This window comes from Proteus mirabilis ATCC 29906, assembly GCF_000160755.1.
In the GTDB taxonomy this organism is placed as follows: Bacteria; Pseudomonadota; Gammaproteobacteria; order Enterobacterales; family Enterobacteriaceae; genus Proteus; species Proteus mirabilis.
Genome location: NZ_GG668583.1, coordinates 219559 through 234308 on the forward strand (window position 1 = coordinate 219559; position 14750 = coordinate 234308).

General features: G+C 38.3%; 14 protein-coding genes and 1 pseudogene. 11 read left to right on the forward strand and 4 right to left on the reverse strand.

Annotation, left to right across the window (positions count from 1 at the left end):
- The first annotated feature begins 217 nt into the window (after positions 1 to 217).
- Complete coding sequence (locus tag HMPREF0693_RS16945; protein WP_004246855.1) at positions 218 to 1639, forward strand: NAD(P)/FAD-dependent oxidoreductase; 1422 nt, start codon at positions 218 to 220, stop codon at positions 1637 to 1639.
- A gap of 40 nt (positions 1640 to 1679) precedes the next feature.
- Positions 1680 to 2177: a RidA family protein gene (locus HMPREF0693_RS16950; protein WP_004246856.1), complete on the forward strand. Its 498-nt coding sequence runs from the start codon at positions 1680 to 1682 to the stop codon at positions 2175 to 2177.
- Between the two features lie 86 nt (positions 2178 to 2263).
- On the opposite strand, the gene mobB is transcribed toward HMPREF0693_RS16950, so the two are convergent.
- Both mobB and mobA read right to left on the reverse strand, forming a co-directional pair.
- Positions 2264 to 2782, reverse strand: coding sequence for a molybdopterin-guanine dinucleotide biosynthesis protein MobB (gene mobB / locus HMPREF0693_RS16955; RefSeq protein WP_004246857.1), 519 nt, complete (start codon positions 2780 to 2782; stop codon positions 2264 to 2266).
- An 11-nt stretch (positions 2783 to 2793) separates the two neighbouring features.
- Entirely contained in the window at positions 2794 to 3378 is a 585-nt protein-coding gene (gene mobA / locus HMPREF0693_RS16960) for a molybdenum cofactor guanylyltransferase MobA (protein ID WP_004246859.1), read from the reverse strand.
- 218 nt (positions 3379 to 3596) lie between these two features.
- Here mobA and HMPREF0693_RS16965 point away from each other — a divergent pair, with 218 nt between their 5' ends.
- The 5 genes from HMPREF0693_RS16965 (at position 3597) to polA (ending at position 9720) form a co-directional block, all read left to right on the forward strand.
- Complete coding sequence (locus tag HMPREF0693_RS16965) at positions 3597 to 3866, forward strand: YihD family protein (RefSeq protein ID WP_004246861.1); 270 nt, start codon at positions 3597 to 3599, stop codon at positions 3864 to 3866.
- Positions 3867 to 3880: 14 nt separating this feature from the next.
- Positions 3881 to 4876: a serine/threonine protein kinase gene (locus HMPREF0693_RS16970; protein WP_004246862.1), complete on the forward strand. Its 996-nt coding sequence runs from the start codon at positions 3881 to 3883 to the stop codon at positions 4874 to 4876.
- Between the two features lie 20 nt (positions 4877 to 4896).
- Positions 4897 to 5520: a thiol:disulfide interchange protein DsbA gene (gene dsbA, locus HMPREF0693_RS16975; protein ID WP_004246863.1), complete on the forward strand. Its 624-nt coding sequence runs from the start codon at positions 4897 to 4899 to the stop codon at positions 5518 to 5520.
- Between the two features lie 680 nt (positions 5521 to 6200).
- The gene (locus tag HMPREF0693_RS16980) at positions 6201 to 6599 is read left to right on the forward strand and encodes a SemiSWEET family transporter (protein WP_004246864.1); all 399 of its coding nucleotides are present in this window, start codon (positions 6201 to 6203) and stop codon (positions 6597 to 6599) included.
- A gap of 322 nt (positions 6600 to 6921) precedes the next feature.
- Entirely contained in the window at positions 6922 to 9720 is a 2799-nt protein-coding gene (polA, locus tag HMPREF0693_RS16985; RefSeq protein WP_036932505.1) for a DNA polymerase I, read from the forward strand.
- A 221-nt stretch (positions 9721 to 9941) separates the two neighbouring features.
- On the opposite strand, the gene def is transcribed toward polA, so the two are convergent.
- Positions 9942 to 10460, reverse strand: coding sequence for a peptide deformylase (def, locus tag HMPREF0693_RS16990; RefSeq protein ID WP_004246867.1), 519 nt, complete (start codon positions 10458 to 10460; stop codon positions 9942 to 9944).
- A 286-nt stretch (positions 10461 to 10746) separates the two neighbouring features.
- Here def and spfP point away from each other — a divergent pair, with 286 nt between their 5' ends.
- The gene (gene spfP, locus HMPREF0693_RS19870; RefSeq protein ID WP_438361642.1) at positions 10747 to 10794 is read left to right on the forward strand and encodes a small protein SpfP; all 48 of its coding nucleotides are present in this window, start codon (positions 10747 to 10749) and stop codon (positions 10792 to 10794) included.
- Positions 10795 to 10918: 124 nt separating this feature from the next.
- Here the strand turns inward: spfP and yihA are convergent.
- Positions 10919 to 11543: pseudogene (gene yihA / locus HMPREF0693_RS16995) on the reverse strand (ribosome biogenesis GTP-binding protein YihA/YsxC).
- 274 nt (positions 11544 to 11817) lie between these two features.
- Here yihA and ppiA point away from each other — a divergent pair.
- From ppiA to HMPREF0693_RS17010, 3 genes are all read left to right on the forward strand, one after another.
- On the forward strand, positions 11818 to 12390 hold the full coding sequence (gene ppiA, locus HMPREF0693_RS17000) for a peptidylprolyl isomerase A (protein ID WP_004246869.1): 573 nt from the start codon (positions 11818 to 11820) through the stop codon (positions 12388 to 12390).
- A gap of 372 nt (positions 12391 to 12762) precedes the next feature.
- Positions 12763 to 13338 carry an aminodeoxychorismate synthase component II gene (locus HMPREF0693_RS17005; protein ID WP_004246870.1) on the forward strand — a complete coding sequence of 192 codons (576 nt, stop codon included), beginning with the start codon at positions 12763 to 12765 and terminating at the stop codon, positions 13336 to 13338.
- A gap of 117 nt (positions 13339 to 13455) precedes the next feature.
- Complete coding sequence (locus tag HMPREF0693_RS17010; protein ID WP_004246871.1) at positions 13456 to 14673, forward strand: aspartate aminotransferase family protein; 1218 nt, start codon at positions 13456 to 13458, stop codon at positions 14671 to 14673.
- Positions 14674 to 14750 lie beyond the last annotated feature (77 nt).

A 14750-nucleotide genomic window follows, 5' to 3' on the forward strand; every position in this document is an offset into this window, starting at 1 on the left:
ATTCAAGTTAATACTTATTTCGACTCTTTTATTCCACTTTATTATCAATAGGTTTTTTTTTATAAGTAACCATAATGTTTCTAATGGTATTATGTCTTATTAGTATTATTAACAAATTATTATATTCATTAACATTATAATAAAACATGATATTATAAAGCCTCTAAAAAATAATCTAATAACAATATAAATAGTAAGACTATTACTGAGGTAAAAGATGAACATTTCAAGGAGAAAGCTACTTTTAGGTGTTGGTGCTGCGGGCGTTTTAGCAGGTGGTGCGGCTTTAGTTCCAATGGTTCGCCGTGACGGCAAATTTGTGGAAGCTAAATCTAGAGCATCATTTGTTGAAGGTACGCAAGGGGCTCTTCCTAAAGAAGCAGATGTAGTGATTATTGGTGCCGGTATTCAGGGGATCATGACCGCTATTAACCTTGCTGAACGTGGTATGAGTGTCACTATCTTAGAAAAGGGTCAGATTGCCGGTGAGCAATCAGGCCGTGCATACAGCCAAATTATTAGTTACCAAACATCACCAGAAATCTTCCCATTACACCATTATGGGAAAATATTATGGCGTGGCATGAATGAGAAAATTGGTGCAGATACCAGTTATCGTACTCAAGGTCGTGTAGAAGCGCTGGCAGATGAAAAAGCATTAGATAAAGCTCAAGCGTGGATCAAAACAGCTAAAGAAGCGGCAGGTTTTGATACACCATTAAATACTCGCATCATTAAAGGTGAAGAGCTATCAAATCGCTTAGTCGGTGCTCAAACGCCATGGACTGTTGCTGCATTTGAAGAAGATTCAGGCTCTGTTGATCCTGAAACAGGCACACCTGCACTCGCTCGTTATGCCAAACAAATCGGTGTGAAAATTTATACCAACTGTGCAGTAAGAGGTATTGAAACTGCGGGTGGTAAAATCTCTGATGTGGTGAGTGAGAAAGGGGCGATTAAAACTTCTCAAGTTGTACTCGCCGGGGGTATCTGGTCACGTTTATTTATGGGCAATATGGGTATTGATATCCCAACGCTCAATGTATATCTATCACAACAACGTGTCTCAGGGGTTCCTGGTGCACCACGTGGTAATGTGCATTTACCTAATGGTATTCATTTCCGCGAGCAAGCGGATGGTACTTATGCCGTTGCACCACGTATCTTTACGAGTTCAATAGTCAAAGATAGCTTCCTGCTAGGGCCTAAATTTATGCACTTATTAGGTGGCGGAGAGTTACCGTTGGAATTCTCTATTGGTGAAGATCTATTTAATTCATTTAAAATGCCGACCTCTTGGAATTTAGATGAAAAAACACCATTCGAACAATTCCGAGTTGCCACGGCAACACAAAATACGCAACACTTAGATGCTGTTTTCCAAAGAATGAAAACAGAATTCCCAGTATTTGAAAAATCAGAAGTTGTTGAACGTTGGGGTGCCGTTGTGAGTCCAACATTTGATGAATTACCTATCATTTCTGAGGTCAAAGAATACCCAGGCTTAGTGATTAACACGGCAACAGTGTGGGGTATGACCGAAGGCCCAGCAGCGGGTGAAGTGACCGCTGATATTGTCATGGGCAAGAAACCTGTTATTGATCCAACGCCGTTTAGTTTGGATCGTTTTAAGAAGTAAACCCTTGTTTTACTGTAATTAAACACATTAAGGAGTTTTCATGCGCTATAAAAGTCTACTTGTTGCTTTACCTTTCGTGTTCGGTGTAGCAAGTGCAAATGCAGCGGAGAATGTTGTGCATCATAAATTAGACGGTATGCCTATTTCAGAAGCAGTTGAAATTAACGCAGGTAATAATCTGGTTTTCTTAAGTGGTAAAGTGCCTACTAAGAAATCCGCAGATGCACCAGAAGGTGAATTAGCTTCTTACGGTAATACCGAAGAGCAAACTATTAATGTTTTAGAACAAATCAAAACTAACCTGAATAACCTTGGTCTTGATATGAAAGACGTGGTTAAGATGCAAGTATTCTTAGTTGGTGGTGAAGAGAATAACGGCACTATGGATTTTAAAGGCTTTATGAACGGTTATTCTAAGTTCTATGACGCTTCAAAAACCAATCAATTACCAGCACGTTCAGCATTCCAAGTGGCTAAATTGGCTAATCCAGCATGGCGTGTAGAAATTGAAGTGATTGCAGTTCGTCCTGCTAAATAAAGACACCCTGTATTTTACCTTATTTTAAGGTAAACCAATTTTATAAAACGCTAGAGAAGGGCAACTTTCTTTAGCGTTTTTTATGGCTATTTTTTTTCCGTTAGCCACTGAATAATAAAATCAGCAATAGCTTCTGGCGAATTAATATCTAGCAGTGGGAGGGATGTGTCTAAATCACTATCACTAGCTAGTGCAATCACATGCTCATCCAATAACTCATTAACACTTCGCTCATTGATATGACGGTAAAGTGCAATTTTAGGGATAGCCTCTGTTTTGAAACCTTCCACTAAAATCATATCGAGTTTACTTGCATCAAAACGAGAAGCGAGATAGTACAAATCCAGCTCAGCTAAATCAGGGGTTTCGGTCATTAATGCCCAACGTTGTTGACTAGCGACTAATGTTTGTTCGGCTCCGGCTTTTCTAAGTTCATAGCTGTCTTTGCCTGGTTTATCGACATCCATATCATGATGGGTATGTTTTATCATACCAACCCGAATATTTCTGTTACGCAACAAAGGAATAAGTTTTTTTAGTAAGGTTGTTTTACCTGTACCACTCCAAGCGGTGATCCCTAATAGCGGTAACTGATTTTGTGTCATCTTATGAGCTCCTATTTTGCTATGTGATTGGCGTTTGCTATATCTTCAGGTGTGTTTAAATTAATAAAGGCTGCGGCCTGATTAGCAAATAAAACCGGTTTAGCGGCGATTTGGCGCATAAATAGCATTAATTTACGGTCACCTTGAGCGAGATAAGCCTCAAGTGTTGGAATAAGACAACGATTTAACAGTGCCAGTGTTGGATGCTCTCGCTGCCCATCGTCGGCATAGACGGCTAAGGCATCCCCTTTGTGACGATAGAGCGTTTCAACCAAGTTGCTAGGAAAATAGGGGACATCACAAGGAACAAACACAACCCAAGGGGTTTGAGCTTGTTTTAATAATGCCAGCATTCCAGCTAAAGGACCGGAAAAATCACTGGTTTCATCGGTGATAACAGGATACTGGCTTTGGCGATAGCGTTCCAGATTACGGTTTGCACTAATCAGAATAGAGGCAACCTGTGGTGATAACTTTTGGGCAATATGGAGGTATAAAGGTAGCCCATGTAAGAGTTGAAGCCCTTTATCAGCGCCTCCCATTCTAGTAGCTTGGCCACCGGCGAGTATACCGCCTGTGATATTCTGGTTTTTCATAGTCAATATTTGTGAATGAGTTTGCGAAAAATTGCGAACAATACTTATCAAGTAAAGACGATATAGTAATAGAAAGCACGAACTTATTCTGGTTACATGTAAAGCAACAGCAATTTTTTTAAAAAAGCGTAATATTTACGCAGATTGACAGAGGTTGTCTTTTTCTCTTAGAGAATACTTGGTACTTTGTTGTTATTTTAATAATAAGGATTTTTTGTATGAAATGTCACCGTCTTAATGAAGTGATGGAATTATTGCACCCAGTATGGGAAGAGCATTCTGATTTAAACTTAGTTCAATTATTACAGAAACTGGCGGATGAAGCAGGTTTTAAAGGTCAACTTGCTGATCTAACTGATGATATTTTGATCTATCATCTAAAAATGCGCAATACCGCACCCACAGATGTTATTCCTGGGCTGAAGAAAGATTATGAAGAAGATTTCAAAACAGCTATTTTACGTGCTCGCGGTGTGATTAAAGATTAATTTCAGGATAGGACATGGCCATATCTGCCTCATTTAATTTTCAAGGATTGTCTCCCGATAGTATTTGGGATGCGCTAATTAATATTGGGTTTTATCCTGATTCAGGGCTGACGGAATTAAACAGCTACGAAAATCGTGTTTTTCAGTTTATGGATGAGCATAAACAACGTTATGTGGTGAAATTTTATCGTCCTCAACGTTGGAGCTATTCACAAATAAAAGAAGAACATGAATTTGTTTTAGCGCTAAAAGAGGCACAGGTTTCTGTCGCAGCGCCTATCGAGGTAAAAGGCGAAACAGTTCATCTTTCTAATGAAGGGTTTTATTTTGCATTATTCCCAAGTATTGGGGGAAGAGCATATGAAACTGATAATCTATTTCAGCTTGAAGAGGTGGGGCGGACATTAGGACGTATTCACCAAATAGGTAGAAAAAAGAGCTATCAATATCGGCCGACACTGTCTGTTGCGGACTATTTGGTCGCGCCAAAATTAGAATTTGAACAAAGTGATTTAGTTCCAACGCAATTAAAATCTCAATTTATTGATGCTATTGATAAAATTATTCATGAAGTGAGTCCTAAATTATCAGACTCAACATGGAAAAAATTACGACTACATGGGGATTGTCATCCCGGCAATATATTGTGGCGTGATGAAGTCGTTATGGTTGATTTTGATGATTCTCGTATGGGAAGTGCAATTCAAGATTTTTGGATGTTATTAAGTGGCTCAAAGCAAGATCAGCTTATACAGCTAGATACATTGCTTGAGTCTTATAATGAATATCAAGATTTTGATGTGAGAGAACTATCATTAATTGAACCTCTACGTGCGATGAGAATGGTGCATTATATCGCATGGGTATTAAAGCGCTGGAAGGATCCTGCTTTTCCAAGAACCTTTGTTTGGTTTCAAGAGCAAGACTTTTGGTTTAAACAACTCGCTTTATTTAAAGGGCAAGTGGAGCAATTAAATGAGCCACCTTTACAACTTAGCCCAATGTATTAATTTTTAGGAGATAATACGAAATGAAAAAAATTTGGCTGGCGTTAGCAAGTATGGTGTTAGCATTTGGTGTTTCAGCTGCCGATATTTCTGAAGGTAAGCAGTATACAAATCTTTCTAAGCCTGTTGCAGGTGCTCCACAAGTGGTTGAATTTTTCTCTTTTTATTGCCCTCATTGCTATCAGTTTTCTGAAGTGTATAAGGTCAATAGTACAGTTGAAAAAAATGTACCAGAAAACACCAAAATGGCTCGTTACCACGTTGACTTCTTAGGGCCGTTAGGTAAAGAGATGACCCGTGCATGGGCGGTTGCTATTGCATTAGGTGTTGAAGACCAAGTCTCTCCAGCCTTATTTAAAGGAATACAAGAAACACAATCTATTCGCTCTGTTGATGATATTCGCACTACCTTTATTAATGCAGGGGTAAAAGCGGAAGATTATGATGCAGCAATTAATAGTTTTGTGGTTAACTCATTGGTAAGCCAACAACAAAATGCGGTAACTGATTTCCAAATTAATGGTGTACCGGCAATGGTTATTGATGGTAAATATAAAATGAAAAATGATGGCATTAGTGCTAAATCACCAGAAGAGTATGCAAAAGCTTATTCTGATGTCGTCAATCAATTACTGATGAAAAAATAATTGATCAATTATTGCTAATTGATAGATAAGTAGAAATAGCTACCAATGTTAGATAAAAATGGCACCCACTGTTTGTGAGTGCCATTTTTTTATTCTTCATATTTCCTTCATAATATAACTATCCACATTAATTGATGTATATCTAATTAATTCAATATAATTAGTAATGCATCGTAAGTCATTGATTTTTTAATTATGTTAATAAAGTGAAAATAGACTTAATCACTTAATATAGATAGGGTTACAAAAATACTCACAGAGTTATCCACAGGATATTCATGAATAATACAAACAATGTAATGTCAGGGAAATAGTCTGTAATATTACTGTAAATCAATATTAACGAACTGACTCTTTTGGTTCCTTGTTTATGGTTGTGTTGCGCTAATTTTTTTAGATAAAGAAGCAATAACTTGTTATATTTTAGTTTATTATTTTCCGTTGCTAAGTGTAATTGCTTAGTGTTTGGAAATGTTAAATAGCTAACCTCTTAGAATAATGAAAAATGTAGATTTTATATTAATAATAATTCTTTAGCATTTAATTTAACTGCTTTATTCTCCCATTTTGCTTATTTGACAATATTCTTTTACTTATGCTAGAACTGGTAATAGTTATATTTATTATCCAAAATAAAAAATTCATTTTTATATATTGGATAAATAACAGTAGGAGGCGTGATGCAAAACGAAACAGATCCTGAAAATCTTACTTTACTCGATGAATCTACCTCAACAAGCCTTGTTCCTTATCGTGGAATTAGATTAGCGAATAACCCAATAAATAAATTAATGAGGAAAATTAAACAGAAACTCGCCACGCTAAATGAAATTAATATTGTCACATTAGTCAGTTGGATAGCAACAGTCACTGCCTGTGGTATGTATGTCTCTTATATTCCACAAATAATGGACAATCTTAATGGCATTAAAACTAGCCCATTCCAGCCTTTTGTTGCAGCCATAAACTGTTTATTATGGACTTATTATGGCGTGAAAAGTAAAGAATATCCCGTTGCGATTGCTAATGCTCCCGGTATTCTATTTGGTACTATTGCTTGCCTTACTGCAATTATTTAATTAATTAACTATACCGTGTTTTATTACCGTATTTTATTAAAAATAATATAGAGAATATAAATAACCATATATTATTGAGGTGTTTCTATATTATTTTTAGTCATTATTTTGTATAAAACGAATAATATTTATCGTCTTTTTATTAAGATAAAATTGATCTGCTTGATTTATTCGAATCAATGATTGTCGGTGACTAACCGATAATTATATCTGTCTATCGTGATAAGAAGTTTGTCAATAATCTCAGGTAATATTCGTCTATTGCGTTGCAATGTGGCATTCTAGTCATATCAATGAACCTCAGAACAATGATGAACAGATTATGGTCCAGATAGCAGAAAACCCCTTTATCCTTGTAGATGGCTCTTCATACCTTTATCGTGCCTATCATGCTTTTCCTCCGCTAACTAATAGCAAAGGTGAACCCACAGGGGCGATGTATGGTGTGTTAAACATGCTACGCAGCCTAATAATTCAGTATAAGCCTAGTCATGTGGCGGTTGTGTTTGATGCTAAAGGCAAAACATTCCGTGATGAGTTGTATGAGGAATATAAATCTAATCGCCCACCAATGCCAGATGATCTGCGTGAGCAGATTGAGCCTTTGCATGAAATGGTTCAAGCTATGGGCTTACCGTTACTTTCTATTACTGGCGTCGAAGCTGATGATGTGATTGGCACATTGGCATTAAAAGCAGCCAGTGATGGTCGTAATGTGTTAATCAGTACCGGTGATAAAGATATGGCACAGCTAGTTACGCCCAATATCACACTTATCAACACGATGACGAATGTTATTTTAGGCCCCGATGAAGTTAAAGAAAAATATGGGGTGCCACCGGAGTTGATTATCGACTTTCTCGCCCTGATGGGTGACTCATCAGATAATATTCCCGGTGTTCCGGGGGTGGGTGAAAAAACAGCATTAGGGCTATTGCAAGGACTTGGTAGCTTAGAGGATATTTATCAACAGCTTGATAAAATAGCCACATTGAGTTTCCGAGGTGCGAAAACACTTGGCGCTAAAATGGTTGAACATGAGAAAGTTGCCAAACTTTCTTATCAATTAGCGACAATTAAAACAGATGTAGCGCTTGATAAAACCTTTGATGACTTAGTGGTTAATGAACCTAATTTAGATAAGTTACTTGAAATGTTTACGCGTTATGAATTTAAACGCTGGATAAGTGACTTACAAAATGGTGGTTGGTTAGCTCAACGCAGTAGCCGTAAAGCGCCAGTCCCCTATAGTGCAGAAGTCGCAACACCCAAAGAGCAGCCAGCTGCAGACAATTTCCCGGTTATCTCTCAAGAGAACTATGAGTCTATATTGACTCATGAAAGCTTAATGCGCTGGGTTGAGGTACTGAAAAAAGCGCCCGCCTTTGCTTTTGATACTGAAACAGATAGCTTGAATAATATTGATGCACGTTTAATCGGTCTGTCATTTGCGGTAGAGCCTGGCAAGGCCGCTTATATTCCATTGCGTCATGATTATCTAGATGCACCAGAGCAATTACCTGTTGATGAGGTACTAACTGCTTTAAAACCGATTTTAGAAGATAAAACCATCTTAAAAATTGGGCAAAACCTGAAATTCGACCGCGGCATTATGGAAAATGAAGGCATCGAATTAAACGGTATTTATTTTGATACCATGTTGGAGTCTTATGTCTTAAATAGTGTGAGTAGCCGCCATGATATGGATACCTTAGCGGAAAAGCATTTAAATCATAAAACGACGACATTTGAAGAGATTGCTGGTAAAGGTAAGGGGCAACTTACTTTTAATCAGATTGAGGTTGAACAAGCGACCTTATATGCAGCGGAAGATGCTGATATTACCTTGTTACTGCATCAAGCGCTTTATCCTCAAATAGAGGCGATTGCACCGCTAAAACACGTTTATCATGATATTGAGATGCCATTAGTCCCTGTGCTTTCACGCATGGAGCGTAAGGGCGTATTGATTGACGCACAAGTGCTTGCCATGCAATCCCAAGAAATCACTCAACGTTTAGCTGAGATTGAAAAAGAGACATTCGCGTTAGCAGGGCAAGAATTTAATCTCTCTTCACCTAAGCAATTACAAGAGATTTTATTTGAAAAACTCAATCTTCCTATTATCAAGAAAACACCAAAAGGTGCTCCTTCAACAAATGAAGAAGTGTTAGAAGCGTTAGCGCATAGTCATGAGTTACCTCGTTTAATTTTAGAACATCGTGGATTGGCAAAATTAAAATCGACTTATACGGATAAATTGCCGTTGATGGTCAATAGTAAAACTAAGCGGGTGCATACTTCATATCATCAGGCGGTGACTGCGACAGGACGTTTATCTTCTCGTGATCCTAATCTGCAAAATATTCCAGTAAGAAATGAAGAGGGGCGTCGTATTCGCCAAGCGTTTATTGTCCGTGATGGTTTTAAAATAGTTGCTGCCGACTATTCTCAAATCGAATTACGTATTATGGCGCATTTATCGCAAGATAAAGGTTTGCTTGATGCTTTTGCTCAAGGGAAAGATATTCACCGAGCTACTGCATCTGAAGTGTTTGGTATACCTTTAGACGAAGTCACCGCTGAGCAACGCCGTAGCGCTAAAGCAATTAATTTTGGTCTGATTTATGGGATGAGTGCTTTTGGTTTATCTCAACAAATTGGTGTTGAACGAAAAGAAGCACAGCGATATATGGATCTCTATTTTGAACGTTATCCAGGGGTATTAGATTATATGGAGCGTACCCGCAAACAAGCGTCACAGCAAGGCTATGTGGAAACGTTAGATGGACGCCGTTTATATCTGCCAGAGATTAATTCTAAAAATGCGATCCGACGTAAAGCATCAGAGCGTGAAGCGATTAACGCACCTATGCAGGGAACAGCAGCCGATATCATTAAAAAAGCAATGATTGCGGTGGATAATTGGATCTGTCATGAATGCCCTGATGATGTACATATGATTATGCAGGTACACGATGAATTAGTGTTTGAGGTACGAGAGTCATATTTAGAAAAAGCAAATGCGATGATCCATAAACTCATGGAAAGTAGCATGGAGCTTGCTATTCCACTGAAAGTCGAAGTCGGAGTCGGTAATAACTGGGATGAAGCCCATTAATGACGAGATAACACTTTGTTTATAATAGATATCAGTATGTTTTTTTAACTGATGAATTTAAGCGGGATAGCCATAAGGTTTTCCCGCTTTGCTATATTTAAAGCTTGGGAAGGGGCAATAGGAAGTGTGGGGGGATAAAAAATAAAAAGCCCAGTTGTTTGACTGAGCTTACACTATAAAAGTCATTAGTATTAACAATATCAAAAGTTAAATACATTCCATTAAGCAACTTGGGTGCTGTTGAGTTTGCTTAATTTTTTCTGTTTTTTCTCGATACGTTGACGTTTTAACGGCGATAAATGGTCTATAAATAGTTTACCATTGAGGTGATCTAGCTCATGTTGAATACAGCCAGCAAAGAGATCGGCTGCTTCTAGCTCGATTTCATCCCCATTTCTATCTAGTGCTTTGACTTTTAAGTAGCGAAAGCGTTGTGTGGGAGCAAAAGAGTCTGGGATAGAAAGACAACCATCCATCATATCCATTATTTCATCTTCAGTACTGATAATTTCTGGGTTAATAAGAGCAATGGGTTGATCTCTATTTTCAGAAACATCAATAACGACAATACGTTTAGAGACATTAACCTGAGGAGCCGCTAAGCCAATTCCTCTTTCTGCGTACATGGTTTCAATCATGTCATCGATTAATGTGCGTATTTCGTCATCTACTTTTTCCACAGGTGTAGCAACTTTGCGTAGTCGCTCATCAGGAAAATGCAGTAGCGTTAATACAGCCATGAATACCTCATTTTATCGCTAATTTACAAATTTATTACGGTCTCGCGATAAGCCTATCACAAAATTAGTCTGTATAAACCGCACATTTTGTGTGATTTGTTTTATTTTTAAGCACTTTTTACAGGTGATTTAGATCTCATAAATATGTAATTAAACTACATTTATTGAGCGTTTGAATACATAAACATCAAGCTGAATCGTGTTTGCATGTGAAAAAAAATTACAAAAGGGCTTTTATTAGCCAAAAAAATAGAGTACATTATCTCTTGTAGGGTACAGAGGTAAGATGTTCTATCTTTCAGACCTTTTACTTCACGTAATCGGATTTAGCTGAATATTAGCTGCCCCAGTCGACTTTATTTCGACTGGGGCATTTTTTTATCTAAAATTTGCACGAGTGATTAATGCTAAGAATGGAAGGGGAAGCCATATTTTCCCCTAGTAAAGCGGATAGCGAGTTAAGCTTCTGTCTCTGGCTCGTTAGTATCAGTAAACCACTCATTTAAGGTATTACGTAATTTATCAATGCCTTATTTTTTTCAAAGAAGAAAAACACTCAACACGTATATCACCTGATTTTTCTGACAGTGCATTCTGTACCGCCATTAACTGCTTTTTACGTGCCCCTGATGCTAATTTATCCGCTTTAGTGAGCAAGACGAGAGTCGGAAGCTCTGAATCCACCGCCCAATCAATCATCTGCATATCGAGATCTTTTAATGGATGACGGATATCCATTAAAATAACAACTCCTTTTAAGCACTCTCTTTTTTGCAGGTATTCACCTAAAGAGCGTTGCCATTTGCGTTTCATCTCTTCGGGGACTTGAGCATATCCGTAGCCAGGTAAATCGACTAAACGTCGTCCTTCCTCAATTTGAAACAGATTGATAAGTTGAGTACGACCGGGTGTTTTACTGGTTCTTGCCAATCCATTTTGTTGCGTTAGTGCATTTAATGCACTGGATTTACCCGCATTAGAACGACCCGCAAAGGCAATTTCAATTCCTGTATCTGGTGGTAAATGGCGGATATCAGGTGCACTGATAATGAAATGTGCTTTTTGGTAATTAAATTGGGTCATTATGGTATAAGCCTCTCTGAAATAATGCGCTTCCTCATGCATACTAAGATGAGTTTTGCATAGAGAATCGAAAATCGATTAATTAACTATTCCCTCTATTTTGGCGTAATTTAGCGACTTATAACAGTAATTAAACATGAAAATTTACCCTGTTATGATGTAAATGCGTTTATTGTGCGTAAATAAAGGTAAATGATTGGCACTATTTGCCCCAGCGAATTAAAATCGCTGCATATTAAGTAAGTTGTAGACTATTAAAGTAAAGGATCCCTGCATGTTAAAACGTTTTTTTGTCACTCTCGTTACCGCTTGCACCTTGACAACAACAAGCCTTGCAATGGCTGCAACGGGAGAGACCTTTGTTAAATTAGTCACATCTGAAGGCAATATTGAACTGTCACTGGATAATAAAAAAGCCCCTATCACAACGAAAAATTTTATTCAGTATGTCGAAGATGGTTACTATAACGGGACCACTTTTCATCGAGTGATCCCCGGATTTATGATCCAAGGTGGGGGATTTACGGCAGATTTGCAACAAAAGCAGACACGAGAGCCGATTAAGAATGAGGCTGATAATGGCTTACGTAACTTAAAAGGCACCATTGCAATGGCTCGTACATCAGATAAAGACAGTGCCACAAGCCAATTCTTTATTAATGTTGCTGATAATGCCTTTTTAGATCACGGTCAACGTGATTTTGGTTATGCGGTGTTTGGTAAAGTAGTGAAAGGCATGGATGTTGTCGATAAAATTTCACAAGTGCAAACCCGCAATATTGGTCCTTACCAAAATGTACCCGTTAAAACCGTGACGATTTTATCCGCTGAGGTGGTTAAAGAATAATGGGTGATTAGGTTAGACACTTCTCTAGCCTAAGTCAGTCAATGAACAGATATCCAGAATGCGTTCTCACATTCTGGATATTGTCGATCAAAAAAATTATTTCTGATCTTTGTTTTTGACATATGATCTTCTATTACCGCGCTTGTTTGCTTTATTTATCTCTTAATTGATGAATAATCACCGTCATTATTGTTATTGCGCAATAAATCAACAGCTTTTCTTACTTACTATTTATATTTTACACCTGTGCTATGATAATCGGCTTCGTTGTATCCAGGTCGGTTGAATAACGAGCTATTTTGTCAGGGATATAACGGTTTCAAAATAGCATTAAAACAGATAATGATAATAAAATCAGTCGGATAAGCTAATATGCTGTTACTTATTGATAATTACGACTCGTTTACCTACAACCTTTACCAGTATTTTTGTGAACTGGGGGCGGAGGTTGTTGTTAAACGTAATGATGAGATTGGGCTTAAAGAGATAGAAAAGATGATGCCATCACATCTTGTTATCTCTCCGGGACCTTGCACGCCAGATGAAGCAGGGATCTCTCTTGAGGCGATACAGCGATTTGCCGGGGAAATACCTATTTTAGGTGTTTGCCTTGGTCATCAGGCGATTGGGCAAGCTTTTGGTGCATCCGTTATCAGAGCCCGTGAAGTGATGCATGGCAAAAATTCATTAATACACCATAATCAGCAAGGGGTGTTTAAAGGGCTTAATCGACCTTTAAGCGTTACCCGTTATCACTCTTTAGTGATTGATGCGACAACCTTGCCTGTCCCTTTTGAGGTTACAGCATGGAGCCAACATGACGGGAATGTTGATGAAATTATGGGGATACGTCATCGTACTTTACCCATTGAAGGTGTGCAATTTCATCCTGAAAGTATTCTGAGTGAACAAGGGCATGAGTTATTAAATAATTTTCTTAAATATTAATTGGATAATGAAAATTTAGCGTCATTATCCACTTTTATATCAAACCTTATTTGATTTTTTATTCATATTTAGTGATTATATTTTCATTGTATAGCTAAATGTCGGTCAGGTGGGGTAATGATAAATCAACGTATTAATAGGGCAACTTACGATCAGGTAATGTTGCCAATTTATTCACCAGCAGATTTTATTCCTGTTAAAGGGCAAGGTAGCCGTGTTTGGGATCAACAGGGAAAATCCTATATTGATTTTGCTGGTGGTATTGCTGTTCTAGCGCTTGGGCATGCGCATCCACTATTGAATAAAGCACTGCAAGAGCAAAGTGAGAAGCTTTGGCATGTAAGTAATGTGTTTACTAATGAGCCGGCATTATGTTTAGCTCAGAAATTAATCCAACATACTTTTGCTGAACGTGTCTTTTTTGCCAATTCTGGGGCAGAAGCGAATGAAGCCGCACTTAAATTAGCACGACATTACGCTATTACCCGTCATAATCCTTATAAAACGAAGATAATTGCCTTCCACCACGCCTTTCATGGTAGAACATTTTTTACAGTCTCTGTTGGGGGACAACCTAAATATGCGGATGGTTTTGGTCCTAAACCTGCGGATATTATACATGTCCCTTTTAACTCTCTTGATGCTGTAAAAGCCGTGATTGACTCTCATACTTGTGCCGTAATACTGGAGCCTATCCAAGGTGAGGGCGGAGTGACACCGGCGACAGCGGAGTTTATGCATGGCTTACGTACACTATGTGATAAGCATCAAGCGCTATTAATTCTTGATGAAGTACAAACGGGTATGGGGCGAACCGGCAAACTATTTGCTTATATGCACTATGATATACAGCCCGATATTATTACCAGTGCCAAAGCATTAGGTAGTGGTTTTCCTCTCAGTGCGATGTTAACCACCGAGGATATCGCTTCGGTAATGGGGGTAGGAACACATGGTACGACTTATGGGGGGAACCCATTAGCCTGTGCAGTAGGCAATGCTGCTTTTGATTTAATCAACACTCAGGCGGTATTAGAAGGTGTCAGTGAGCGTCATCGTTGGATAGTGGATGAATTGCAGGCGATAAACCAAACTTATGCTGTGTTTTCTCAAATTCGTGGACAAGGCTTATTAATTGGCGCGCAGTTAGCACCACTGTATGCAGGTAAAGCAAAAGAGTTACTTGCACTGGCCTCTAAGCATGGCTTAATGATATTAAATGCCGGGGCTGATGTAATACGCTTTACACCATCGCTGATTATTACCCTCGAAGAGTTACAAGAGGGCATGAATGCGTTACGAAAAGCGCTTGATGAGTTTGTAAAAGCAGAGTGAATTCAAATGTAAAACCCCATCATTGCGATGGGGCTTCATACAAAATAATCACTGTCCATCAGTTAAATGGGCTGTTT